The organism is Blastococcus sp. SYSU DS0753, from assembly GCF_054051175.1.
On the sequence record NZ_JBJHAT010000003.1, the window covers coordinates 189,497 to 213,809 of the forward strand.

Genomic DNA, 24,313 nt, shown 5'->3' on the forward strand with positions numbered 1-24,313 from the left:
GGACCCCAGCGTCCGCCGCTCCGCCGTCCTCTGCCAGGAGATCTCCCGATGACCGCCGGCTCCGCCGACCAGCCCGGCGTCCACCCCGACGCCCCCATCGACGTCCACTCACCCGCGGCGGAGGCGGCGGCGGAGATCGCCACCGCGCGCAAGGACATCCTGCGCATCGCCACCGCGGGCTCGGTGGACGACGGCAAGAGCACGCTCATCGGCCGCCTGCTCTACGACAGCAAGGCGGTGTTCGAGGACCAGTACGAGGCGGTCGAGCGCGCGAGCAAGGGTGACTACGTCGACCTGGCCCTGCTCACCGACGGCCTGCGCGCCGAGCGCGAGCAGGGCATCACCATCGACGTCGCCTACCGGTACTTCGCCACCCCGCGGCGCACCTTCATCCTGGCCGACACCCCCGGTCACGTGCAGTACACGCGGAACATGGTCACCGGCGCCTCGACCGCCGACCTGGCGATCGTGCTGGTCGATGCGCGCAAGGGCATGCTGGAGCAGAGCCGGCGCCATGCCTTCCTCGCCTCGCTGCTGCGAGTGCCCCACCTGGTCGTCGCGGTCAACAAGATGGATCTCGTCGACTGGTCGGAGGACACCTACGAGGCGATCCGCGACGAGTTCACCGCGTTCGCCGCGAAGCTCGACGTCCCCGACCTCACCGTCGTCCCGATCTCGGCGCTGCACGGCGACAACGTCGTCCGCCGCTCCGAGCACACCCCCTGGTACCAGGGTTCCTCGCTGCTGCACCACCTCGAGCACGTGCACGTGGCCAGCGACCGGAACCTCATCGACGTCCGGTTCCCGGTGCAGTACGTGATCCGCCCGCAGTCGGACGCGCACCACGACTACCGGGGCTACGCCGGGACGGTCGCCAGCGGGGTGCTGCGCCCCGGCGACGAGGTCCAGGTGCTGCCCAGCGGGCTGACGACGACGATCGCCGGCATCGACGGGCCGCGCGGCCCCGTCGAGGAGGCCTTCGCCCCGATGTCGGTGACCGTCCGGCTGGCCGACGACCTGGACGTCTCCCGCGGCGACCTGATCTGCCGGCCCGCGAACGCCCCGCACGTGACGCAGGACCTGGACGCGCTGGTGTGCTGGATGACCGACGAGCCGCTGCGTCCCCGGCAGCGACTGGCCGTCAAGCACACGACCCGCTCGGTGCGCGCGGTGGTCAAGGAGCTGCAGTACCGGCTGGACGTCAACACGCTGCACCGCGAGCAGGGCGCGACCGAGCTCGGCCTCAACGACATCGGCCGGGTGCGGCTGCGCACCACCCAGCCGCTGTTCGTGGACGAGTACAGCCGCAACCGGGTGACCGGCCGGTTCATCCTGGTGGACGAGGCGACCAACGCGACGGTCGGCGCCGGGATGCTGGTCCCCGGCAGCTGAACGGGCGGTCCTGGCTCACCTCGAGGGTCCTGGCTCACCTGCAGGGGTCCTGGCTCACCGTCCACCGTGAGCCAGGACCCCTGTTGATCAGGTGACCTGATCAACAGGGAGCGGAGCGGGTTCCTAGCGCAGGGTCACCGGGAGGACCTCGAAACCGCGGAGGGTCCGCAGGTCGCGGCGCCGCGGACGGCCGGCCACCCGCAGCCGCGGGAAGCGCTCGTCGAGCGCCTGCAACCCGACGGCGCCCTCCAGCCGCGCCAGCCCCGCGCCCAGGCAGTAGTGGATGCCGCCGGAGAAGGCCAGGTGCTCCCGCGCGTTGGCCCGGGTGACGTCGAACCTCGCCGGGTCGGGGAACACCTCGGGGTCGCGGTTGGCCGCCCCCAGCAGCAGCGTCACCCGGGTGCCGGCGGCCACCGTCCGCCCGGCGAGCTCGACCTCTGCGCGCGCCGTCCGGCCGGTCACCTGCACGGGGCTGTCCAGCCGGAGCACCTCCTCGACGGCGTCGTCCCAGCCCGCGGCGCCGCTGCGGAGGAGCTCCCGCTCGCCGGGGTGCACGTCGAGCAGCACGACGGCGTTGCCCAGCAGGTTCATCGTGGTCTCGAAGCCGGCGCCGAGCAGGAGCAGCACCGTGGCGTGCAGCTCCCGGTCGGTGAGCGCCTCCTCCGCCGGCAGGGTGACCAGCCGGCTGACCAGATCGTCGGCCGGGTCGTGACGCAGCCGCGCGAAGTGCTCCGCCAGGAATCGGTGCATGGCCCGCAGCGCCTTCTCGGCGGCGAGGTAGCGGCGCAGCGGCAGGCCGGGGTCCAGGGTCGCGGCGGCCGCTGCGCCCCACCGCAGGAAGTCCTCCCGGCGCTCGAGAGGCACGCCGAGCAGGTCCGCGATCACCAGCACCGGCAGCTGGGCGGCGTAGGCACCGACGAGGTCGACCGTGCCGTCGCGGCGCGCCAGGTCGTCCAGGAGGCGCTCGGCCGTGCGCCGGATGACCGGCTCGAACGCCGCCGTCGCCCGGGGGGTGAAGGCCCGGCTCACCAGCCGGCGGAACCGGGTGTGGTCGGGTGGGTCGACCACGAGCATGGACGGCGGTTCGGCGACACCGGCCGCCGTGGGGTCGTCGCCGAACTCCAGCGCCCAGCGGATCACCCCGGGGGCGGCCGAACGGTCCCAGCCGACGCCGAACCGGTCGCTGCGCAGGACCTCCTGCGCAACGGGGTGCGACGTCGTCACCAGACCCAGGCTGCTGCCCGGGAGCGGGCCGCGGGCGCGCAGCTGCTCGTAGAGGTCGTAGGGGTGCTCGCGCAGCGCCGGATCACGCATCAGCCGGCCGACCAGGTCACCGCGGCGCGCACTGCGGGACAGGTAGACCGCCGGCAGGGCGTGCCGGACGGCCCAGCGCACCGCGGTGCGCGCGGGGCGGGCGAGCGGCCCGAGCGCCGCCCCGGAGGGTGCGGGCCGCACCTCGGCTGTGGCGGTCATCACCGAAGTCTGCCAGCGCGGACCCGGCGACGGAACGCGGCGCCGCCCCCGTCCCGGGAGCGGGACGGGGGCGGTGCGGGACGTCGGGAGGTCAGGCCTCGTCGGTGGGCGCGGGCGCCGCGCCCGGATCGCCGTCCCAGTCCTTGCCCGCCACGTCGGCGTTCTCCGACGCGCTGTCGGTCTGGCCGGCGACGGTCTCGATCATCTCCTCGTCGGAGACTCCCTCACCTGCAGCGTGGGTGTTCGGCTCGCTCATCGCGCAGTCCCTTCCTTCGGCTGGCTTCCCCTCCGCCCGTCCCCGCTCGGCGAGGGCGGCAAACCAGCTGGTGGATCACAGCCGGGGCGGACGCAGCTCGAACCACACCCGCTTGCCGTCGCGGTAGTCCTCGCACCCCCACCGGTCGGCGAGGACCTCCACCATCAGCATGCCCCTCCCGCGGGGTCGGTCCGGGGTGAGCTGCTGGACCGCCGGCCGGACCGGGGAGCAGTCGACGACGGCGAGCCGGAGCCAGTCCTCGGAGTAGGTCGCCTCCACGGTGAGACACGCGCTGCCGCCCACGTGGTCCACGACGTTGGCCACCAGTTCGGTCACCAGGAGGGCCGCGTCGTCGTGGTCCTGGCGGGCGCCCCACGACCGCAGCAGCTCGCGCACCAGCCGCCGGGCAGCCGGGACACTGGCGGCGACCGGGGGGAGGTCGAGGCTGGCGCTGAGCGTGGACATGGAGCCTTCCGTTCTGCCGGCGGGCGGGTCGGCGCGGCCGCCCGATGCCGGACTCATCGGCAGTTCGGACGGGGAACTCGACTGTGTTGTGCGCAACTGTCCACTGCCGAAGCACGGGGCGCAACCCCCCTTGCGCCCCATGCCGGTTGTGTGCGATATATATCCCGCTAGAGTTCGCCCGTCCCGTTGCCCGCGTCCGTGAGGAGCAGCATGCCCAGTCCGGACGCAGCACCGGACGAGCCCGCCACGCAGGCGCTCGAAGGCCTGATCGCCTGCATCGACGGCTCGCTCGTAGAGCTGCAACGCGCTCGCGCCCGGGCCGACCGGCTGCTGGTCGAGCGCCGCGCGGGCCGGCCCTGGCTGGAGCTGGTGACGGAGGAGTCCCGCCCGCTGGTCGTCGAGAGGGTCTCCACCGTGCTGACCTCCCTGGCGACGGCCGGCCACACCTGGCGGTGCGAGGAGGCGGCGGCGCTGCAGCGCGAGCAGGTGAGCATCAACCGGATCGCCGCGCTGTTCGGCGTCACCCGCCAGCGCATCTCGGCGCTGCTGAAGGAGAGCGGCGCCGGCGCGGCCGGGTGAGCCCGTCGGACTACCCCAGGATCGCGTCGATCGCCTTGTAGATGCGCTGCTCGGAGACCGGGCGCGGCGTGCCGACGTTCTGGGCGAAGAGAGCAACCCGCAGCTCCTCGATCATCCAGCGCACCCGGACGACCGGGTCGTCCGGCGCCCCGGTCGGCGGGACCTGCCGCCGCAGCTGCTCGTACTCGGCCGTCACCGCGGCCACCTGCTGCATCCACAGCTCGTCGCGCGCCGCGTTCGTCGGCAGCTTCTCGAGCCGGTGTGCCATCGCCGTGAGGTACCGGACGACGTCGGGCAGGCGCCGGCGACCGGTCGCGGCCACGAAGCCGCGGTGCAGCAGCCCGGTCATCTGGCGCCGGAGGTCGGCGACCGCCGCGTCGGGCACCCGGCGGCCCGGCGCCGCACCGATCGCCACCGCCACCTCGCGCGCCCGGGTCAGCACGGCCTCGACCCGGCCGACGACGTCGACGGCGAGCGGCTGCAACTGCGCCTTGGCCGTGGTCACCAGTGCCGCGAAGGCCTCCGGTTCCCGCGGAGGGCCGCCCGCCGCGGCGATCAGCTCGTCGGCGGCCGCGTCGACGCAGTCGGCCACGAGGTCGGGGATCTCGCCGTCCGGATTGAACTGCAGGGCCAGCCGGGTGGCGGGCCGCAGCCCCTTCACCACCTGCTTGACCGGCGAGCCCGCGACCAGGACCAGCAGCCGGCGCGCGCCACGCCAGGTCAGCCGGCTCGCCTCCGCCTCGGTCGGGACCACCCGGACGCCGACCGTCGTCCCCTCGTCCACCAGCGCGGGATAGGCGGTGACGACGTGGTCGCCGCGGCGCACCTCCACGGTGCGCGGCAGCTCACCGAACTGCCACGACGTGCAGCCGATCCGCTCGAGGTCCGACGCCGCCCGCGCCAGGCTGGCCCGGGCGTGCGGCGCCACCTGGGCCTTGAGCGCCGCGAGGTCCTTGCCGGTCGCCAGCGGCCGCTGCTGGTCGTCGAGCACGCGGAAGGTGGCACGCAGGTGATCGGGCACCTGGTCCGGCTGCCAGGCGTCCGGCGGGATCACCACACCGGCCGTCCGTCGCAGTTCCCGCTCCAGGGCCGGCAACAGGGGCTCGCCGGGGTCGATCCGGGGCAGGACGGCGCGGACCCGGTCGGGGATCGGGACCAGCGCCCGGCGCTGCGGCTTGGGCAGCGTGCGCAGCAGCGCCGTCACCAGCTCCTCGCGCAGCCCCGGCACGGTGAACGCCAGCGATTCGCCCGACGTGCGCTGCGCCACCGAGTCCAGCACGCCCAGCGGCACGTCGACGGTCACGCCGTCCTCGGCGCTGCCGGGGGCGAAGGCGTACGAGAGCGGCAGGGCGAGGCCCTGGGTCAGGCGCACCTCGTCGGGGTAGTCCTCCGGCCGGACCTGCGCCGCCGCGGCGGCGTTGGTGAGCATCTCCGGCGTGAAGGTCAGCAGGTCCGGCTGTTCGTGGCGGGCGCGCTTCCACCAGCGGTCGAAGTGCCGGGTGGAGACGACGTCGGCGGGGATGCGGGCCTCGTACAGCTCGAACAGCGTCTCGTCGTCGACGCCGATGTCGCGCCGGCGGGCCCGCTCCTCCAGCTCCGCGACCCGCTCGATCGCGCGCTGGTTCTCCGCCCAGAAGCGGTGGTGGGTGGTCCACTCCCCCTGGACCAGGGCGTGCCGGATGAACAGCTCGCGGGAGACGACCGGGTCGATGGAGCCGTACTGGACGCGCCGGCCCACGACCAGCGGGAGCCCGTAGAGGGTCACCCGCTCGGTGGCGACGACCGAGCCCCGCTTGGCGTCCCAGCGCGGCTCGGAGTACTGGCGCTTGACCAGGTGGTCGGCGAGCTTCTCGACGGTCTCGGGGTCGATGCGGGCCACCGTGCGGGCGAACAGCCGGCTGGTCTCGACCAGTTCGGCGGCGACGACCCAGCGGGGCGGCTTCTTCGCCAGCGGGGTGCCCGGCGCGATCACGAACCGGGTGTTCCGGGTGCCCAGGTACTCGCGACCGGGGCGCTTGTCACGCTCTGCTTCCTGCCCGCCCCGCCGCCCCTGGCCGTGCTCGACCTGCAGCCCCACGTGGCTGAGCAGCCCGGCGAGCAGGGACGCGTGGATGCCCCGCTCGTCGGGCTCGCCGGCCGGCTCGCCGACCGCCATGCCCAGCCGCCGCGCGGTGCCGCGCAGCTGGCCGTGCAGGTCCTGCCACTCGCGGATGCGGAGATAGTGCAGGAACTCCCGCTTCACGGTCCGGCGGAACTGGTTGCCGGACAGCGCGTCCTGCTGCTCGCCGAGGTAGCGCCACAGGTTGAGCAGGGCCAGGAAGTCGGAGTTCTCGTCGGCGAACCGGGCGTGCATCTGGTCGGCGGCCTGCTGGTGCTCGGCGGGCCGCTCGCGCGGGTCCTGGATGGTCAGGCCGGCGGCGATGACCAGCACCTCGTCGAGGACGCCGCGCCGGTCGGCCTCCACCACCATGCGGGCCATGCGGGGGTCCAGCGGCAGCGCGGCCAGGGCGCGGCCGGTCGGGGTGAGCCTGCCGTGCTCGTCGAGGGCGTGCAGCTCCTCCAGCAGCGCCAGCCCGTCGGCGACGGAGCGGCGGTCGGGCGGGTCGATGAACGGGAACTCGGCGACCTCCCCGAGGTCCAGCGCGGCCATCTGGAGCAGCACGGACGCCAGGTTGGTGCGCAGGATCTCGGGATCGGTGAACTCCGGCCGGGCGAGGAAGTCGTCCTCGCTGTAGAGCCGGATCGCGACGCCCGGGCCGAGCCGCCCGCACCGTCCCGAGCGCTGGCGGGCCGACGCCTGGCTGACCGGCTCGATGGGCAGCCGCTGGACCTTCGTGCGATGGCTGTACCGGGAGATGCGCGCGGTGCCCGGGTCGATCACGTAGCGGATGCCCGGAACCGTCAGTGACGTCTCGGCGACGTTGGTCGAGAGCACGACCCGCCGGCCGGTGTGCGGCTGGAACACCCGGTGCTGCTCGGCGGCCGAGAGCCGGCTGTAGAGCGGCACCACCTCGGTGTTCGGCAGGGCGCGGTCGGCCAGTGCGTCGGCGGTGTCGCGGATCTCCCGCTCGCCGGCGAGGAAGACCAGGATGTCGCCCGGCCCCTCGGCGACCAGCTCGTCGACCGCGTCGAGGATCGCGCTCACCTGGTCGCGGTCCGGATCGGCGTCCGGATCGTCCGGGTCCACCACGGGGCGGTAGCGGACCTCGACCGGGTAGGTGCGGCCACTGACCTCCACCACCGGCGCATCACCGAAGTGCTTCGCGACCCGCTCGACGTCGATCGTCGCGGAGGTGATGACGACCTTCAGGTCGGGCCGCTTCGGCAGCAGCTGGGCGAGGTAGCCCAGCAGGAAGTCGATGTTGAGGCTCCGCTCGTGCGCCTCGTCGATGATGATCGTGTCGTACTGGCGCAGCAGCCGGTCGTGCCCGATCTCGGCCAGCAGCACGCCGTCGGTCATCAGCTTCACCAGCGTCGAGTCCGACACCTGGTCGGCGAAGCGCATCTTGAAGCCGACGACCTCGCCGAGGGGCGTGCCGAGCTCCTCGGCGATCCGCTCGGCCACGCTGCGTGCCGCGATCCGCCGCGGCTGGGTGTGCCCGATCCGGCCCCGCACGCCACGGCCGAGCTCGAGGGCGATCTTGGGCAGCTGGGTGGTCTTCCCCGACCCGGTCTCGCCGGCGACGACCACGACCTGGGCGTCCCGGAGCGCGGCGGCGATGTCCTCGCGCCGGGCGCTGACCGGCAGCTCCTCGGGGTAGCCGATCGCCGGCACGGCGGCCCGCCGCCGTGCGATCCGCTCCTCGGCCGCCGCGACGTCGGCGGCGATGCGCTCCCGCTGCCGGTCGCGCGCCCCCTGGTCCTTCGTCCGGCGCAGCCCGTCCAGCCGGCGGCGCAGCCGGTGCTCGTCGGCGAGAGTCAGGCCGGCGAGGCGCTCCCGGAGATCGTCGCGCGGCGCCCGCTGCTCGGGGTGCACATGGCTCACGGGGGCGCTCGCGTTCCTCTCGGCCGGGACGGGGTACCGGGGCGCCGACCCCGGGACGGGCGGGCCGCCGTCCAGGATCCCACTGCCCGACCGCCCGGCGCGGCGGCGGTGGGGCAGGTCACCGCCCGTGCGGACCGCAACTCGTTGCATGCACCGCACAACGGGTTGTACGTTACATCCAATTTCCCCGTTCCTGGAGGCCCATGTCTTCCCCCGCGCGCCCCGGAGCGGCCACCACCCCCACGGGCGGCCGTCCGCAGGTGGAACTGCTCTCCGAGCAGCTGCCCCGGTTCATGCGACTGGTCCAGGCCCTGAAGAACCAGGCCTCCGGCCCGGAGAACCGCGACCGCGCAGCGCTCGTCCTGCTCTTCCCCCTGGTGCGCCTCGGAGCCCTCCGCCAAGGAGCCCTGGCGGACCTGGTGCACGCCGACCCCTCCACGATCAGCCGGCACGTGGCGGCACTGGTGGAGCAGGGGCTGGTGCGCCGGGTCGCCGACGAGAGCGACGGCCGGGCCAGCCTGCTCGTCGTCACCGATGCCGGACGCGCCGCCCTGGAAGCGCTGCACAGCGAGCGGACGGCCCACCTGGCGCGGGTGACCGCGCACTGGGACGAGGCCGACCTCGCCGCCCTGACCACTCTGTTCGGCCGCCTGCTCGACGACATCGCGGCCGACCTGCCCGGAGCCGCCGAGAACGCCGCCGCCTCCACCCCGAGCACCGATCCAGCCGGAGAGACCCGATGAGCCAGACCACCCGCAACGCCGCTGCGGCGCGCCGCAGCGCCCGCGCGGCCGCCGCCGCACCCGATTCCGGCGGGACCTTCAGCCACCGGCAGATCGTCACCATCCTGGTCGGCCTGATGGTCGCGATGTTCCTGGCGGCCCTGGACCAGACCGTCGTGGCCACCGCGATCCGCACGATCGCCGACGACCTGCAGGGCTACGACCTGCAGGCCTGGGCGACGACGGCCTTCCTCATCACCTCGACCATCGCCACGCCGCTCTACGGCAAGCTCTCCGACATCTACGGCCGGCGGCCGTTCTACCTGTTCGCCATCACGATCTTCGTGGTCGGCTCGGCGCTGTGCGGCATCGCCGACACGATGTACCAGCTCGCCGCCTACCGGGCGGTCCAGGGCATCGGCGCCGGTGGCCTGATGTCCCTGGCGCTGGCGATCATCGGCGACATCGTCCCGCCCCGGGAGCGGTCGCGGTACCAGGGCTACTTCATGGCCGTCTTCGGCACCTCGAGCGTGCTCGGCCCGGTCATCGGCGGCTTCTTCGCCGGCCACGACTCGATCCTCGGCGTCGACGGCTGGCGCTGGATCTTCTGGATCAACGTGCCGCTCGGCGTGCTGGCCTTCGCCGCCGTGTGGCGGGTGCTCCACCTCCCGCACGAGCGCCGTGAGCACCGGATCGACTGGCCCGGCGCCCTGGCGCTGGTCACCTTCCTCGTCCCCCTGCTGATCGTCGCCGAGCAGGGCCGCACCTGGGGCTGGACCTCCTCGGCGGCCGTCACCTGCTACGTGATCGGCGCCGTCGGCTTCGTGCTGTTCCTCCTGGCCGAGCGCGCGTACGGGGACGACGCCCTGCTGCCCCTGCGGCTGTTCGGCAACCGCAGCTTCGCGGTGAGCGGTGTGGGCAGCGTGGTCATGGGTGCCGGGATGTTCGGCGGCCTGCTGCTGCTGCCGCAGTACCTGCAGATCGTGCAGGGCTCCAGCGCCACGGTGGCGGGGCTGCAGATGATCCCCCTCGTCGGCGGGATCATGGTCGGCGCGATGAGCTCCGGCATCGCCATCTCCAGGACCGGCAAGTACAAGGTCTTCCCGCTCGTCGGCATCGCCCTCATGGTGACCGCGCTGCTGTCGATGTCCTTCCTCGTCGAGGCCGACACCTCCATCTGGTCCCTGGTCCCGTTCATGGTGCTGCTGGGCCTCGGGCTGGGCTTCAACTTCCAGCCGGTCATCCTCGCCGTCCAGAACGCCGTCTCCCCCCGGGAGATGGGCGTGGCCACCTCCTCGGTCACGTTCTTCCGCCAGATGGGCGGCACGATCGGGACGGCGGCCTTCCTGTCGATCCTGTTCACCCGGCTGCCGCGGGACATCGACGCCGCCGTGCAGGACACCGTGCGGGCCAACCCGGAGCTGGCCCCGCAGTTCCAGCAGCTGGACGCCGGCGGCGGAGCAGCGCTGGACGACACCTCCTTCATCCAGGAGCTCCCGGCCGCCCTGGCCCAGCCCTTCAAGGTCGGCTTCTCGAACTCGATCGACCTGGTGTTCCTCATCGCCGCCTGCGTCGTGGCGGTCGGGTTCTTCGTGTTCCTCTTCCTGCCCCAGCTGGCGCTGAGCACCAAGTCGGGCATCCAGGCCCGCCAGGGCGAGGCGGCCGGCACGGCGACCAGCGACCCCGGAGATCCCGCGGAGGAGGCGACCGAGGCCGTGGGCGCGGCCGCGCCGACGTCGGTCCCGCCGCCGGTGGGCCAGCCCGGCGACCGGCCCGACGCCCGGCGCTGACCGCGACCGCCGACGACCCCTTCCCGCACCGCGGGAGGGGGTCGTCACGCATCGGGCGGGCAGCAGCCCTACGGCGGTGACCCGCGGGCGGACATCCCGGCGGGCAGGATGTCCGCCTCGGGGTCAATGCCGGGCTGCGCCGCCCGCGGTCAGGGCAGGAAGACCGCGCGCACGCAGCCGTCCTCCTTCTCCTTGAACAGCCGGTAGCCCTCCGGCGCCTCGGTCAGCGGCATGACGTGGGTGGCCAGGTGCTCGGTGACCAGCTCCCCGGCCTCCATCCGGCGCAGCAGCTCCGGGATGTAGCGCTGGGCGTGGACCTGGGCGCCGCGGATCGTGAGGCCCTTGTTCATGGCCGCTCCCAGGGGGAACTTGTCCACCATCGCGGCGAAGACCCCGAGGGTGAAGACCGTGCCGCCCTTCCTGCACGCCATGATCGCCTCGCGCACCGCGGTCGGCCGGTCGGTCTGCAGCCGCAGCTGCTGCTTGACCTGGTCGTAGATGCCGGGCGCTCCCGGGGCGTGCGCCTCCATCCCCACGGCCTCGATGCAGACGTCCGGGCCTCGCCCGCCGGTGCGCTCGCGCAGCTCCGCGACGACGTCGGTGGTCGTGTAGTCCACGGCCTCGGCGCCCACGTTGTCCCGCACCTGCGCGAGCCGCTCGGGGATCCGGTCGATCACCACGACCTGTGCGGCACCCAGCAGCATCGCCGCGCGGGCGGCCATCTGACCGACGCCGCCGGCCCCCCAGACCGCGACGACGTCACCGGGCTTCGTCCCGGCCAGGTCGGCGCCCATCCAGCCGGTCGATGCGGCGTCGGAGGCGAACAGCGCCCGGGTGTCGGAGACCCCGTCGGGGACGACGAAGGTGCCGACGTCGGCGTAGGGCACCCGCATGAACTCCGCGTGGCTGCCGGCGTACCCGCCCATCGCGTGCGAGTAGCCGAAGCACCCGCCGGGGCTCTGGCCCCACAGCCCCTCGGTGATCCCCGGGTTCGCGTTGCCGTTGTCGCAGAGCGAGTACAGCTCCTGCTTGCAGTACCAGCAGCTGCCGCAGGCCGCGAACGGCGCGACGACGACGCGGTCGCCGACCTTGCGGTTCCGGACCTCCTTGCCGACCTCGACGACCTCGCCGATGAACTCGTGGCCCAGCACGTCACCGGCGCGCATGAACGGGATGTAGCCGCCGATCAGGTGCAGGTCGGAGCCGCAGGTGACCGACTGGCTGATCTTCAGGATCACGTCGTGGTCGTTGAGGAGCTGCGGCTCGGGGACGTCCTCCACCGACACCTCGTTGACCCCGGTCCACGTCGCGGCCTTCACAGCACACCCTCCTTCGCAGCCGATCCCGTCATGCCCTCCAGGGCCGCGCCCTGGGGGGTCGGCTTGCGGAAGCCGTGCGGCTGCGGGTCCACGCGCAGCACCTCACCGGTCTCCAGCCGCTGCTTCGCCTCGCGCAGCGCGGCGCGCAGCTCGCCGATCTCGTCGTCGGTCGGCGTCTCCTTGAAGCGGGCCGCGAGCTCGGTCCCCCTGTCCCCGGGGGCTGCGGCGATGCGCACCTCGACCCGGTCGCCGAAGCGGTCCAGCGGGGGCGGCGGCGACGCCGGCGAACCGACCTGGTCAGGCGCCTTCAGCACGGTGACCGCCCGCCAGCGGCGGGCGGCGGTCGCCGGGTCGTCGGTCACCGACGCCTGCCCCACGCCCGGGATGCGGACGTGCTGCAGGGTGCTCAGCAGCGCGCCTCCGGCGCGGCTGACGATGGCGGGTAGCTCCATGGCTCCTCCTCGGTCGACGACGGTCCCGACCTACCCGCACATGCCGCCGGGGCAACCGGCCTAGTGTGAGGTGGTTCGCACCGCCCCGGAGACCCGCGCCCTGGAGACCTCGTGCCGTCGTCGCTGATCCTGTCCCGCCGTGACCTGGACTTCCTGCTGAACGAGTGGCTCGACGTCGAGTCGCTCACCAAGCGGTCACGCTTCACCGAGCACTCGCGAGAGACCTTCGACGCGGTGCTCGACCTGGCCGAGCAGATCGCCACCGAGCACTTCGCCCCGCACAACCGCAAGGCCGACGAGAACGAGCCGCGGTTCGTCGACGGCAAGGTCGAGCTGATCCCGGAGGTCGCCGAGGCGCTCCAGGTCTTCGCCGAGGCCGGGCTGATGGCCGGCGAGTTCGACGAGGAGTTCGGCGGCATGCAGCTGCCGCACGTGGTCGGGCAGGCCGTCTTCGCGTGGTTCAAGGCGGCCAACGTGGGCACGTCGGCCTACCCGTTCCTCACGATGGGCAACGCGCGCCTGCTGCTGGCCCACGGCAGCCGGGAGCAGATCGACACCTACGTGGCCCCGGAGATCGAGGGCCGCTGGTTCGGCACCATGGCGCTGTCCGAGCCGCAGGCCGGCTCCTCGCTGGCCGACATCACCACCCGGGCGGTGCCGCAGGACGACGGCACCTACCGGCTCACCGGCAACAAGATGTGGATCTCCGGTGGCGACCACGAGCTCACCGAGAACATCGTCCACCTGGTGCTGGCCAAGATCCCCGGCGGCCCGCCCGGGGTGAAGGGCATCTCGCTGTTCATCGTCCCGAAGTTCCTGGTGAACGAGGACGGCTCGCTGGGCGAGCGCAACGACGTCGTCCTGGCCGGGCTCAACCACAAGATGGGCTACCGGGGGACGACGAACACGCTGCTCAACTTCGGCGAGGGCGTGCACAGGCCGGGCGGGCAGCCCGGCGCCGTCGGCTACCTGGTCGGTGAGCCGCACAAGGGCCTCACCTACATGTTCCACATGATGAACGAGGCCCGGATCGGCGTCGGGATGGGCGCGACCGTGCTCGGCTACACCGGTTACCTGCACGCGCTCGAGTACGCGCGCACCCGCACGCAGGGGCGGCCGGCGGGCGCGAAGGACCCGGCCTCGCCGATGGTGCCGATCATCGAGCACGCCGACGTCCGCCGGATGCTGCTGGCCGCGAAGTCCTACGCCGAGGGCGGCCTGGCCCTGGGCCTGTACTGCGCGCGCCTGGTCGACGAGGAGCAGACCGCGGAGACCCAGGAGGAGCGGGAGCGAGCGCACCTCCTGCTCGACATGCTCACCCCGGTCGCCAAGGCGTGGCCCTCGCAGTGGGGGCTGGCCGCCAACGACCTGGCCATCCAGGTGCACGGCGGCTACGGGTACACGCGGGACTACCCGGTGGAGCAGTTCTACCGGGACAACCGGCTCAACCCGATCCACGAGGGCACCCAGGGCATCCAGTCCCTCGACCTGCTCGGCCGCAAGGTCGTCATGCAGGGCGGGGCGGGGCTCGCCCTGCTGGGCGAGACGATCGCCGCGACCACCGCCCGCGCCGCCGGCACGCAGTGGGCCGGCTTCGCCGCGGACCTGGACGCCGCGGTCGCCCGGATGGGAGCGGTCACCGCCGCCCTCTGGGGCACCGGCGACCCCGACCTGGCCCTGGCCAACTCCCACGTCTACCTGGAGGCGGCGGGCCACATCGTGGTCGCGTGGCTGTGGCTGGAGCAGGCGCTGGCCGCCGAGGCCGGCACCACCGACTTCCACGAGGGCAAGCGCGCCGCGGCCCGCTACTTCTGGCGCTGGGAGCTGCCCCGCACCCGGGGCTGGTTCGACCTGCTGGAGTCGCTGGACCGCACGGTGCTGGACGCCCGCGACGCCTGGTTCTGAGACGCGACGACGGCGCCCCGCCGCTCCGGGTGGAGCGGCGGGGCGCCGTCGTTCGCTGTGCTGCGGGGGTCAGGCTCGTGCGGCCCCCACGGGCTCGGAGCCGGAGCGCCGGGCGTTCGCGGCACCGCGGGCCGCCCGCTGCTCCTGCTCGTACCGGGCGGTGGACTGGGTGCCCATCGCGATGACCAGGGCCGTCAGGACGAAGAACCCCAGCAGGGTCACGGCCGGCCACAACATCATCAGATCGCTCTCCTCGCAGAACTCGCGGATGCCACCACCGGGTCAGGGACGGCGGCACGTCGTCGGGGCTCACTGTCCCCCGCTCGAACCCGTCTCAATCGTCGGTTCCGGGAGTTCACCTGGCCGGGTGTGATCCGATGCACAACCGTTACGCGCGCCGAGCGGGGAACCGCGGCGTGGTTGCATCACAGCGTGTCCGAACCCACAGCAGCTCCGGCGGCCGGCACCGGTTCCGGCACCCGTCCCGTGGCGTTGGTCGTGGCCCTCTCCCTGGGCGTCACCACGCTGTCGCTGCTGCAGAGCCTGGTCGTGCCGGCGCTGGGACGGATCGAGGAGCAGCTCGGGGTCTCACCCGGGGCCGCTGGCTGGGTGCTCACCGCCAACCTGCTCGCCGCCGCCGTCCTGACCCCGGTGCTCGGCCGGCTCGGCGACCTGAAGGGCGAGCGCCCCGTCATCCTCGGCATCCTGGTCGCGGTCGTGCTGGGCACCCTGCTGATCGTCCTGACGGAGTCCCTGCCGCTGCTGCTGGCCGGCCGGGTCCTGCAGGGGGCGTCCTACGGCCTCTTCCCCCTGTCGATCAGCGTCCTGCGACGGGAGCTCCCCGAGGCCCGGCTGAGCGTGGCGATGTCGGTGGTCAGCAGCACGCTCGCGGTGGGCGGCGTCGTCGGCCTGGTCGCCACCGGGCTGATCACCGGCGACGACGGCGACTACCGGCACGCCTTCTGGCTGGGGCTGGGCATCGCCCTCGTCGCCCTGCTGCTCGCCGCCTGGCTGCTCCCCCGCCGCCGGGTCTCGGCGAGCGGCCGGGTCGACTGGTGGGGCGCCCTGGTGCTGGGCTTGGGCCTGGTGCTCCTTCTCCTGCCCCTCTCCCAGGGGCACACCTGGGGTTGGGCCTCACCGGGCACGCTCGGCTGCCTCGCCGGCTCGGGCGTCGTCCTGACCGCGTGGGTGGCGCTGCAGCGGCGCACCGCCGAACCGCTGGTGCGCCCGTCCATGCTCGCCGACCGGCGCACCCTCGTCCCGAACGTGGCCGGCCTCATGAGCGGGATCGCGCTGTTCGCCTCCTTCCTCGCCGTCCTGCAGTACGTGCAGGCCGACCCGGAGGTCACCGGGTACGGCTTCGACGCGAGCGTGCTGGAGGCAGCAGTGGTCTACCTGCTGCCCGGCGGGGTGGTCGGCATCCTGCTCGCGCCCTTCGCGGGCCGGGTCGTCCACCGCCTGGGCGGCCTGCCCACCCTGACCGCGGGCGCCTCGTGCGGGGTCGCCGGCTTCGCCCTGCTCGCCGGGGCACGCGGCGAACCGTGGCTGGTGATCGTCGCCGGCCTGCTCACCCAGGTCTCGGTCACCGTGGCCTACGCGGCGCTGCCCGCGCTCGTCGTCGACGCGGTCCGGGAGGAGGAGACCGGGGTGGCGAACGCGGTGAACTCGATCGCCCGCTCGGTCGGGCAGGCGCTGGGCAGCACGCTCGCCGTCACGCTGATCGCGGGCAGCATCGACGCCGCCACCGGGTTGCCGCGGGCCATCGCCTTCACGCTGGTCGCGCTCATCGGCGTCGGCGCCTCGGTCGTGGTCGTGCTCGTCGCGCTGCTCGGCATGCTCGCCGACCGCCGCGGCGGGCGAGGCCGCCGCGATCCGCTGGCGGAGGTGGAACAGGCCACCGCCGGGGCGGGCGAGTGGTCACCGGTGTCCGGGGTGCGCTGACCGGGGCACGGGCGCCGGTGAGAGGTGTGGCCGGACCGTTACCGGCGCGTCCGGCATGGAACGAGTTCGTCCGGGGCATCGACAGGCGCGACCGCCCGCGTCCCAGGAGGACTTCTTCATGGCCCGACCCACCGGCTCGTCCAGCCGCACCAAGGCTGAGACGCGCTTCACCGACAACCGCGCCGGCGGCGATCCCGCGCCGCAGGACGACAACATCAGCGGCACGCGGGCCGATTACGCGCCCACCGGCGCCGATCCGAAGCCCACGACGGGCGGCACGCTCAAGCGCGCGGCCAAGGAGTTCAGCGAGGACAACCTCACCGACTGGGCCGCCGCGCTGACCTACTACGGGGTGCTGGCGCTGTTCCCCGCGCTCGCCGCCCTGGCCGCCGTCGTGGGTCTGTTCACCAGCCCGCAGCAGCTCACCGACGCGTTGACGCAGGTCGTCCCGCAGTCCGCGGCCGAGACCATCAGACCGGCCATCGAGGACATCGCCGGCAACACCGCGCCCCTGGGCTTCGCCCTCGTCCTCGGTCTCCTCGGTTCGCTGTGGACGGCCTCCGGTTACGTCGGCGCCTTCACCCGCGCGGCGAACGTCGTCTACGAGACGCGCGAGGGGCGCAAGGTCTGGAAGCTCAAGCCGCTGCAGATCCTGATCACCCTGGTCGGCATCCTGTTCGCGGCGCTGCTCGTCGCCATGCTGGTGCTCAGCGGCCCGGTGGTCGACGCGGTCGGCCAGGCGATCGGCCTGGGTGACACCGTCCTGACCGTCTGGAGCTGGGCCAAGTGGCCGGTCATGCTGGTGATCCTGGCGCTGATGATCGCGGTGCTCTACTACTCGACGCCGAACGCCAAGCTGCGCGGCTTCAAGTTCATCAGCCCCGGGGCCGGCGTCGCCATCCTGGTGGCGGTCGTCGCGTCGGCCGCGTTCGCCTTCTACGTGGCGAACTTCGGCAGCTACAACGCCACCTACGGGGCGCTCGCGGGCGTCGTGATCTTCCTGATCTGGTTCTGGCTGATCAACGTCTCGCTGCTCTTCGGCATCGAGCTCGACGCCGAGATGGAGCGCACCAAGGAGCTGAAGGAGGGCGTGCCGCGGGCGGAGAAGGAGATCCAGCTCGACGCCCGGGACGAGCCCGACGACAAGCAGACGACCTGACCGGACTGCCCGAGTGCGACGTAGGCGCAGCACGCACTGCGGCTGACGGCCCCCTCCCGCTGCGGGAGGGGGCCGTCGACGTTCATCGGGCGAGGCCGGGGCCGCCCGGGCTGCGGCGCGCGGCTCAGCGGCTGGTCGGCGGCCCGTCGCCGCGCCGGGCCAGGGGCACCCGCTCCACCACGCCGGCGACGGCGGCCAGGCCCTGGCTCACCGCCCGCCCGGCGGGGGCGAACCGGTCCGGCACACGGCGCACCCCGGCGTCGACGACGTCGCGGGTGCGGTCGATCAGCGACAGCGGCAGCCCGGACAGCGCGTTGCCCGGTGGGCGACGGGAGACGGTGGGGTGCGGGCGGGTGGGCGAGATCCGCCGCATCACCGCCCACCGCCGGCCCAGGGCGCGGAGCTCCTCGGGGCTGAGCGCCTCCTGGAGCCGCGGGAACATCACGTCCTCCTCGTCACGCACGTCCTCGCGGAGCACCTCCACCAGCCGCTGCAGCCGCGCCGGGCGCTCGGGGTGGTCCAGGCCGTCGCGCTCCAGCGCGCTGACCAGCTCGTTGACCTCCTGGTGCTCCTCCTCCACCTGCCGCGTGAGGGCGTCCCCGTCGGGCAGCGCCCGGCGGATCACCGGCCAGAGGACGGTCTCCTCCGCGAAGGCGTGGCTGAACACCAGCCGGTCGATGCGGGTGAGCACCTCCTCCTGGGCGGCGCCGGTCGTGCCGTCGAGCTCGTGCAGCAGCCGGTCGAGCTCCGCGTGGTCGCGGCGCTGGCGGACGAGCACGCTGCCCGGCCCGCCCAGCTCCTCGACGGTCTGGTCGGCGATGGAACGCATCAGGAACTCCTCCGGTCGGTCGGTCACCTGGTGTCCTGCCCCCGGCGGGCCCGCGGCACGCCTGGTTGCCACCACGACCCCCGGGTAGGTGCGGACCACCGTTCCCCGATCCAGGAGGCCCGAGCCCCCATGAGCAGCGAACCGTCGACGATCACCTCCGACTTCTACGACCTCGAGGCGCTGCTCGACGACGACGACCGGGCGCTGCTGCACCGGGTTCGCACCTTCATGGACGAGCAGGTGACGCCGGTCATCAACGAGTACTGGACCCGCGCGGAGTTCCCCCGTCAGCTCATCCCCGCCATGGCCGAGCTGGGCATCGCCGGCGTCTCGCTCCAGGGCTACGGCTGCCCGGGGCGCTCATCCCTGCTCGACGGCATGATCGCGATGGAGCTCTCCAAGGGCGACCCCTCCATCTCGACGTTCATGGGCGTGCACGGCGGCCTGGCCATGGGCTCGATCTACCTCTGCGGCTCAGAGGAGCAGAAGGAGCGCTGGCTCCCGGCGATGGCCCGCATGGAGCTCATCGGCGCGTTCGGGCTGACCGAGCCCGACCACGGCTCCGACGTCGCCCGCGGCCTGCAGACGACGTGCCGCCGGGACGGCGACGAGTGGGTGCTCGACGGCGAGAAGAAGTGGATCGGCAACGCCAGCTTCGCCGACCTGGTCATCATCTGGGCGCGCGACGTGGACACCGAACGCGTGCTGGGCTTCGTCGTCGAGCAGGGGGCGCCAGGCTTCACCGCCGTCGACCTCCAGGACAAGATCGCGCTCCGCGCCGTGCAGAACGCGCACATCACCCTGGACGGTGTGCGGGTGCCGGAGGAGAACCGGCTGCAGGAGGCGCACAGCTTCCGGGAGACGGCCAACGTGCTGCGCACCACCCGGGCCGGGGTCGCCTGGTCGGCGGTCGGGTGCTCGCGCGGCGCCTATGAGCACGCGCTGCGCTACGCGCTGGAGCGCGAGCAGTTCGGGCAGCCCATCGTGGAGTTCCAGCTCGTGCAGGACCTGCTGGTGCGGATGCTCGGCAACATCACCGCCTCGGGGGCGATGTGCGCCCGGCTGTCCCAGCTGCAGATGGCGGGCACCATGACCGACGAGCACGCGTCGCTGGCCAAGGCCTTCTGCACGATGCGCATGCGCGAGACCGTGGGCTGGGCCCGCGAGCTCATGGGCGGGAACGGGATCCTGCTGGAGAACCACGTCGGCCGGTACGTCGCCGACGCCGAGGCGATCTACTCCTACGAGGGCACCCGCGAGGTGAACACGCTCATCGTCGGCCGCGGCGTCACGGGGGCCAGCGCGATCGTCTGACCGGCTGCGTGCACGGCCTGCCGGGTACCGAGGGCTGTGGTTGAGTGGTCGGGGTCACACACTGCCCCTCCCAGGGGCCGGCGACGTCGCCGGCCCGGGGAAGCGCACGAAGGGAACCGCCATGGCGCAGCCCGCGACCGAACCGGACCGGACGGCCTCCACACCCACCGCCGGCCGCCCCGAGAGCGACCTCCCCGCCGGGACTCCCGAGCAGGCCGCCGAGGCCGCTACGGGCCTCGACATGGTCCTGGTCGACGCCGCCCGCGGGCCGCTGCGCCGGCTGGTCCCGCCGGCCGGCACCGCGCTGCGCTTCGGCTCGGCGCTGGCCCGCAAGCCGGACGTGGTGGCCCGCCGCGGCGGGGAACTGGCCCGCGAGCTCGGCAAGGTCGTGCTCGGCCGCTCGGAGCTCGCGCCCGGGAAGAAGGACAAGCGGTTCGCCGACCCCGCGTGGAGCGGCAACCCGCTGCTCCGGCGGGCCATGCAGGCGCACCTGGCGACGGCGCGGGTGGCCTGGGAGCTGATCGAGGACGCCGACCTCGACTGGCAGGACGACGAGCGGATCCGGTTCACCGCCACGAACCTGGTCGACGCGCTCGCCCCCAGCAACGTGCCGGTGCTCAACCCGCTGGCCCTCAAGGCGGTCATCGACACCGGCGGCAAGAACGCCGTCGAGGGCGTGCGGCGGATGGTCAAGGACCTGGCGAACCCGCCCCGGGTGCCGTCGATGGTCGAGCCCGACGCCTTCACCGTCGGGGAGGACCTCGCGGTGACGCCGGGGGCCGTGGTGTTCCGCACCGATGTCTTCGAGCTGATCCAGTACCGGCCGACGACGGAGCGGGTGCGCGCGGTGCCGCTGGTGATCGTCCCGCCGACGATCAACAAGTACTACATCACCGACCTGGCGCCTGGCCGCAGCATCGTGGAGCACTACGTGGCCAGCGGCCAGCAGGTCTTCATGATCTCGTGGCGCAACCCCGACGAGCGGCACGCAGACTGGGGCCTGGACGCCTACGGGCAGGCGGTCCTCGACGCGATGGACGCCGTCGAGCGGGTCACCGGGCAGGAGCAGGTGAGCGTCCAGGCGTTCTGCTCCGGCGGCATCATCACCGCGATGGTGCTGGCCCACCTGGCCGCGACCGGCCGGCAGGACCGGGTGCGCGCGGCCAGCTACGCCGTCACCGTCCTCGACTGGGCGCGCGCCGGCACCATCTCCGCCCTCATGGACGAGGACGAGGTGCAGGCCGCCACCGAACGCTCCCGGAAGAAGGGCTACCTCGACGGCGCCCAGCTGGCGGAGGTGTTCGCCTGGCTGCGACCCAACGACCTGATCTGGAACTACTGGGTCAACAACTACCTGCAGGGCAAGCCGCCGCCGAACTTCGACATCCTGTTCTGGAACGCCGACACGACCCGGATGAGCGCGGCCCTGCACCGCGACTTCATCGAGGTGGCACTGGGCAACGCGCTGACCGAGCCCGGCCGGGCCACCATGCTCGGCTCGCCGGTGGACCTGTCGGCGGTCACCGTCGACTCCTACGTCACCGCGGGGATCGCCGACCACCTGTGCCCGTGGCAGGCCTGCTACCGGACCACCCAGCTGCTCGGCGGGGAGAGCCGGTTCATCCTCTCCACCAGCGGCCACATCGCCTCCCTGGTGAACCCGCCGGGCAACCCGAAGTCCACCTTCCAGGTGGCGGGCGCCACGCCACCCGACCCCCAGGAGTGGCTGCGGTCGGCCGAGACGGTGCAGGGCTCCTGGTGGCCGGACTTCATGGCCTGGCTCGGCGAGCGGTCGGGCGAGGAGGTGCCGGCGCCGGCCGAGCTGGGTGGGAACGGCCTCGAGGTGCTCGCCGAGGCCCCGGGCACCTATGTCTTCGACAAGTAGTCGGGAGGTCGTCCGCAGCCTCACCGTCGGGGGCCGGACGCTCCGGACCGCCGTGCGGCCGGGTACCGACGACGCGGTGCCGCCGCTGCTGCTGATGAACGGCATCGGCGCCAGCCTGGAGGTGCTGCAGCCCTTCGTCGACGCGCTGGATCCCCGGCGCACCGTCATCCGGTTCGACGTACCGGGCGTGGGCGGCTCACCGCCACCCGTCGTCCCCTACCTGCTCTCCACGCTGAGCCCCGTGGTCGCCGGGCTGCTGGACCGGCTGGGCCACCACCGGCCGGTGGACGTCCTCGGGCTGTCCTGGGGCGGAGGGCTGGCCCAGCACTTCGCGGTGCAGCACCGGCGCCGCTGCCGGCGGCTGGTGCTGGCCGCGACGGCGACCGGCTCCCTCATGGTGCCGGCCCGCCCCGCCGTGCTGGCCCGCATGCTGACCCCGCGGCGGCACCGCGACCCGGAGTACGCCCGCGAGATCGCCGGCCTGATCTACGGCGGGACGATGCGCACCGACCCCGAGCGGGCGGCGGCGGCGCTGCACACGCACACCCGGGTCGGCCCGAAGCGCGGCTACTACTACCAGCTCGCCTCGAGCACCGGGTGGAGCAGCCTGCCGTTCCTGCGGCTCATCCGGCAGCCGACGCTGGTGGTGGCGGGGGACGACGACCCGATCATCCCGGTCGTGAACGCCCGGGTGATGGCCCGGCTGATCCCCCGGGCGCAGCTGCACGTCTACCGCGGCGGGCACATCGCGCTGGTCACCGAGGCCGACGAGCTGGCCCCGGTGATCGAGTCGTTCCTCGACGGCTGACCGGGCGGTTCAGCCGCGGGCGGCCGCGGCGGCGACGTGCTGCTCGAAGCGGTCCATCACGTCGTCGATGAGCTGGGCGTGGGTGTAGTTCATGACGTCGTAGCCGCCCGCCCCCGCCGGGCTGCCCGGCTCGACCTGGACGTCGAGCCGGGAGGCACCCGGGTCCGACGACGGCCGGGCGCCGTCCCCGCGGCGCGGCGGGCGGCTGGGCCGGATGCGGTAGCGGAACGGCGCGCCGCCGTCGGCCTGCGCCGTGAGCTCGACGCAGGGCGCGCCGGAGTCGTCGACGGCCCAGTGCATGTCCGACTCGACCTCCCGGGCGCGCAGCTCGGCCGCGGCCTCCGCCAGGGCCGGCCGCGCCGTCTCGTGGAGGTACTGGTCGACCCGCTCACGGCCGGTGGGGACAGGTGCCCGGCGCCGTCGCAGCCGGGCGCGCCGCCGCGCGGCCGGCCGGCCGGAGGGAGCGATCCGGTGGCGGTTGACGGCGCGATCGGCCTCGCTGCGCAGCGCGCGGTGCAGCCCGACCATCACCGCCACCATCACGAAGGCGAAGGGCAGGCCCATGATGATGGTCGCGTTCTGGAGCGCGGGCACGCCGCCGACCAGCAGCATCGCAGCGGTGAGCACGCCGGTCACGACCGCCCAGACGATCCGGACGCCGGCGGCCGCGTCGTCCTGCGGCCGGCGCAGCCGCGAGGACAGGTTCGCCATCACCAGCGCGCCGGAGTCCGCGGACGTCACGTAGAACAGCAGGCCGATGAAGGTCGCGATCGAGGCGATGAACGGAAAGGCCGGGTAGTCCGCCAGGAGGGTGTAGAAGCCCCGCTCCGGGATGTTCATCGCCGTCTCGCCGAACGCCGCATCGCCCTGCCGGATGCGGTCGATGGCGCTGTTCCCGAAGATCGACACCCACATCAGGATGTAGCTGAAGGGCAGCAGCAGCGTCCCGGCCACGAACTGGCGGATCGTCCGGCCCCGCGAGATGCGGGCGAGGAAGAGCCCGACGAAGGACGCCCAGGCGATCCACCACGCCCAGAAGAACAGCGTCCAGCCGTTCAGCCACTCGTCCGGCCGGTCGTAGGCGAAGGTCTCCATGGTGAGGCCGGGGAAGCTGCTCACGAAGTCCCCGACGTTCTGGACCAGCCCGTTGAGCAGGAACGCGGTGTTGCCGGTCACCAGCACGAAGCCGGCCAGCCCCAGGGCGAGGACGACGTTGAGCTGGGAGAGCCGCTTGATGCCCCGGTCGACACCGCTCACCGCGGACACCGTCGCCACGCCCACGGCCAGGGCGATCAACCCCAGCTGCGCGGCCCGGCCCTCGGGGATGCCGAACAGCACCGACAACCCGTAGTTCAGCTGCACCACACCGATGCCCAGCGACGTGGCGACGCCGAAGATCGTGCCGAGGACCGCCGCGACGTCCACGGCGTCGCCCAGCGAGCCGTGCACGCGCCGGCCGAAGATCGGGTACAGCACCGAGCGGATGGCCAGCGGCATGTTCATGCGGTAGGCGAAGTAGGCCAGCGCCATCCCCATCAGCGCGTACATGCCCCAGCCGTTGATGCCGTAGTGGAACAGCGTCCACACGGTCGCCTCGCGGGCGGCCTCCACCGTCTCGCCCTCAACCACCGGCGGGGCCAGGTACTGCGTGACCGGCTCGGCGACGGCGAAGAACATCAGGTCGGTGCCGATGCCGGCGGCGAAGAGCATCGACGCCCAGGCGAAGGTGCTGAACTGCGGGGTGGAGTGCTCGGGGCCGAGCTTGACCTTCCCGTACCGCGAGAAGGCGATGGCCAGGACGAAGACGAGCACGGCGGTGGCGAAGGCGATGTAGAACCAGCCGAACCACTCCGACGTCCAGCCGACCAGGGAGCCGATCGTCTCCGCGGCCGACGTCGGGGTCGCCGTCGCCCAGAGCGCGATCGCGAGGACGCCGGCGACCGAGCCGTAGAAGACGCGCCGTTTGATCCCGGAGCCCGCGTCGGGGGACCGGGTGCCGGGCTCGCTCATGCCCGCTTCCCCCACTCTGTCGCGAGGTG

19 protein-coding genes are annotated in these 24,313 nt (G+C 73.2%); 10 read left to right on the forward strand and 9 right to left on the reverse strand.

Annotation, left to right across the window (positions count from 1 at the left end; genetic code table 11):
• The first annotated feature begins 48 nt into the window (after positions 1-48).
• Positions 49-1,392, forward strand: coding sequence for a sulfate adenylyltransferase subunit 1 (locus tag ACI799_RS04335; RefSeq protein WP_456589969.1), 1,344 nt, complete (start codon positions 49-51; stop codon positions 1,390-1,392).
• A 123-nt stretch (positions 1,393-1,515) separates the two neighbouring features.
• Here ACI799_RS04335 and ACI799_RS04340 read toward each other — a convergent pair whose 3' ends face one another.
• The 3 genes from ACI799_RS04340 to ACI799_RS04350 form a co-directional block, all read right to left on the reverse strand.
• A complete protein-coding gene (locus ACI799_RS04340) occupies positions 1,516-2,865 on the reverse strand; it encodes a cytochrome P450 (protein WP_456612500.1) in 1,350 nt (449 codons plus the stop codon).
• 91 nt (positions 2,866-2,956) lie between these two features.
• Entirely contained in the window at positions 2,957-3,121 is a 165-nt protein-coding gene (locus tag ACI799_RS04345; RefSeq protein ID WP_456589971.1) for a hypothetical protein, read from the reverse strand.
• Positions 3,122-3,196: 75 nt separating this feature from the next.
• Positions 3,197-3,586, reverse strand: a complete 390-nt coding sequence (locus ACI799_RS04350; RefSeq protein ID WP_456612501.1) for an ATP-binding protein — start codon at positions 3,584-3,586, stop codon at positions 3,197-3,199.
• Positions 3,587-3,796: 210 nt separating this feature from the next.
• Here ACI799_RS04350 and ACI799_RS04355 point away from each other — a divergent pair, with 210 nt between their 5' ends.
• Positions 3,797-4,165: a hypothetical protein gene (locus ACI799_RS04355; protein WP_456589973.1), complete on the forward strand. Its 369-nt coding sequence runs from the start codon at positions 3,797-3,799 to the stop codon at positions 4,163-4,165.
• 10 nt (positions 4,166-4,175) lie between these two features.
• Here the strand turns inward: ACI799_RS04355 and hrpA are convergent, their stop codons facing one another.
• Positions 4,176-8,150, reverse strand: coding sequence for an ATP-dependent RNA helicase HrpA (hrpA, locus tag ACI799_RS04360; protein ID WP_456612502.1), 3,975 nt, complete (start codon positions 8,148-8,150; stop codon positions 4,176-4,178).
• A 203-nt stretch (positions 8,151-8,353) separates the two neighbouring features.
• Here hrpA and ACI799_RS04365 point away from each other — a divergent pair, with 203 nt between their 5' ends.
• The gene (locus ACI799_RS04365; protein ID WP_456589975.1) at positions 8,354-8,893 is read left to right on the forward strand and encodes a MarR family winged helix-turn-helix transcriptional regulator; all 540 of its coding nucleotides are present in this window, start codon (positions 8,354-8,356) and stop codon (positions 8,891-8,893) included.
• On the forward strand, positions 8,890-10,662 hold the full coding sequence (locus tag ACI799_RS04370; RefSeq protein ID WP_456612503.1) for an MDR family MFS transporter: 1,773 nt from the start codon (positions 8,890-8,892) through the stop codon (positions 10,660-10,662). The genes ACI799_RS04365 and ACI799_RS04370 overlap by 4 nt, the downstream gene beginning before the upstream one ends.
• Positions 10,663-10,811: 149 nt before the next feature.
• Here ACI799_RS04370 and ACI799_RS04375 read toward each other — a convergent pair whose 3' ends face one another.
• Together ACI799_RS04375 and ACI799_RS04380 are read right to left on the reverse strand one after the other, a co-directional pair.
• Entirely contained in the window at positions 10,812-11,981 is a 1,170-nt protein-coding gene (locus tag ACI799_RS04375; RefSeq protein WP_456612504.1) for a zinc-dependent alcohol dehydrogenase, read from the reverse strand.
• Complete coding sequence (locus ACI799_RS04380) at positions 11,978-12,433, reverse strand: hypothetical protein (protein ID WP_456589978.1); 456 nt, start codon at positions 12,431-12,433, stop codon at positions 11,978-11,980. Before ACI799_RS04380 ends, ACI799_RS04375 begins: the two co-directional genes overlap by 4 nt.
• Before the next feature lie 111 nt (positions 12,434-12,544).
• Here ACI799_RS04380 and ACI799_RS04385 point away from each other — a divergent pair, with 111 nt between their 5' ends.
• Complete coding sequence (locus ACI799_RS04385; protein WP_456612505.1) at positions 12,545-14,338, forward strand: acyl-CoA dehydrogenase; 1,794 nt, start codon at positions 12,545-12,547, stop codon at positions 14,336-14,338.
• 69 nt (positions 14,339-14,407) lie between these two features.
• Here ACI799_RS04385 and ACI799_RS04390 read toward each other — a convergent pair whose 3' ends face one another.
• The gene (locus ACI799_RS04390; protein ID WP_456589980.1) at positions 14,408-14,578 is read right to left on the reverse strand and encodes a hypothetical protein; all 171 of its coding nucleotides are present in this window, start codon (positions 14,576-14,578) and stop codon (positions 14,408-14,410) included.
• 192 nt (positions 14,579-14,770) lie between these two features.
• Here ACI799_RS04390 and ACI799_RS04395 point away from each other — a divergent pair, with 192 nt between their 5' ends.
• Positions 14,771-16,279 carry an MFS transporter gene (locus ACI799_RS04395; RefSeq protein WP_456612506.1) on the forward strand — a complete coding sequence of 503 codons (1,509 nt, stop codon included), beginning with the start codon at positions 14,771-14,773 and terminating at the stop codon, positions 16,277-16,279.
• 118 nt (positions 16,280-16,397) lie between these two features.
• Positions 16,398-17,438: a YihY/virulence factor BrkB family protein gene (locus ACI799_RS04400; RefSeq protein WP_456589982.1), complete on the forward strand. Its 1,041-nt coding sequence runs from the start codon at positions 16,398-16,400 to the stop codon at positions 17,436-17,438.
• 124 nt (positions 17,439-17,562) lie between these two features.
• Here ACI799_RS04400 and ACI799_RS04405 read toward each other — a convergent pair whose 3' ends face one another.
• Complete coding sequence (locus ACI799_RS04405) at positions 17,563-18,294, reverse strand: hemerythrin domain-containing protein (protein WP_456612507.1); 732 nt, start codon at positions 18,292-18,294, stop codon at positions 17,563-17,565.
• A gap of 102 nt (positions 18,295-18,396) precedes the next feature.
• Between ACI799_RS04405 and ACI799_RS04410 the strand changes: the two genes are divergently transcribed.
• From ACI799_RS04410 to phaZ, 3 genes are all read left to right on the forward strand, one after another.
• Entirely contained in the window at positions 18,397-19,581 is a 1,185-nt protein-coding gene (locus ACI799_RS04410) for an acyl-CoA dehydrogenase family protein (RefSeq protein ID WP_456612508.1), read from the forward strand.
• 121 nt (positions 19,582-19,702) lie between these two features.
• On the forward strand, positions 19,703-21,466 hold the full coding sequence (locus ACI799_RS04415) for a PHA/PHB synthase family protein (RefSeq protein ID WP_456589985.1): 1,764 nt from the start codon (positions 19,703-19,705) through the stop codon (positions 21,464-21,466).
• Positions 21,450-22,274 (forward strand): poly(3-hydroxyalkanoate) depolymerase, encoded by an 825-nt coding sequence (phaZ, locus tag ACI799_RS04420; protein ID WP_456589986.1) that lies wholly within the window; start codon positions 21,450-21,452, stop codon positions 22,272-22,274. Before ACI799_RS04415 ends, phaZ begins: the two co-directional genes overlap by 17 nt.
• Positions 22,275-22,283: 9 nt before the next feature.
• Here phaZ and betT read toward each other — a convergent pair whose 3' ends face one another.
• Positions 22,284-24,284, reverse strand: a complete 2,001-nt coding sequence (gene betT, locus ACI799_RS04425) for a choline BCCT transporter BetT (RefSeq protein ID WP_456589987.1) — start codon at positions 24,282-24,284, stop codon at positions 22,284-22,286.
• Positions 24,285-24,313: the final 29 nt, after the last annotated feature.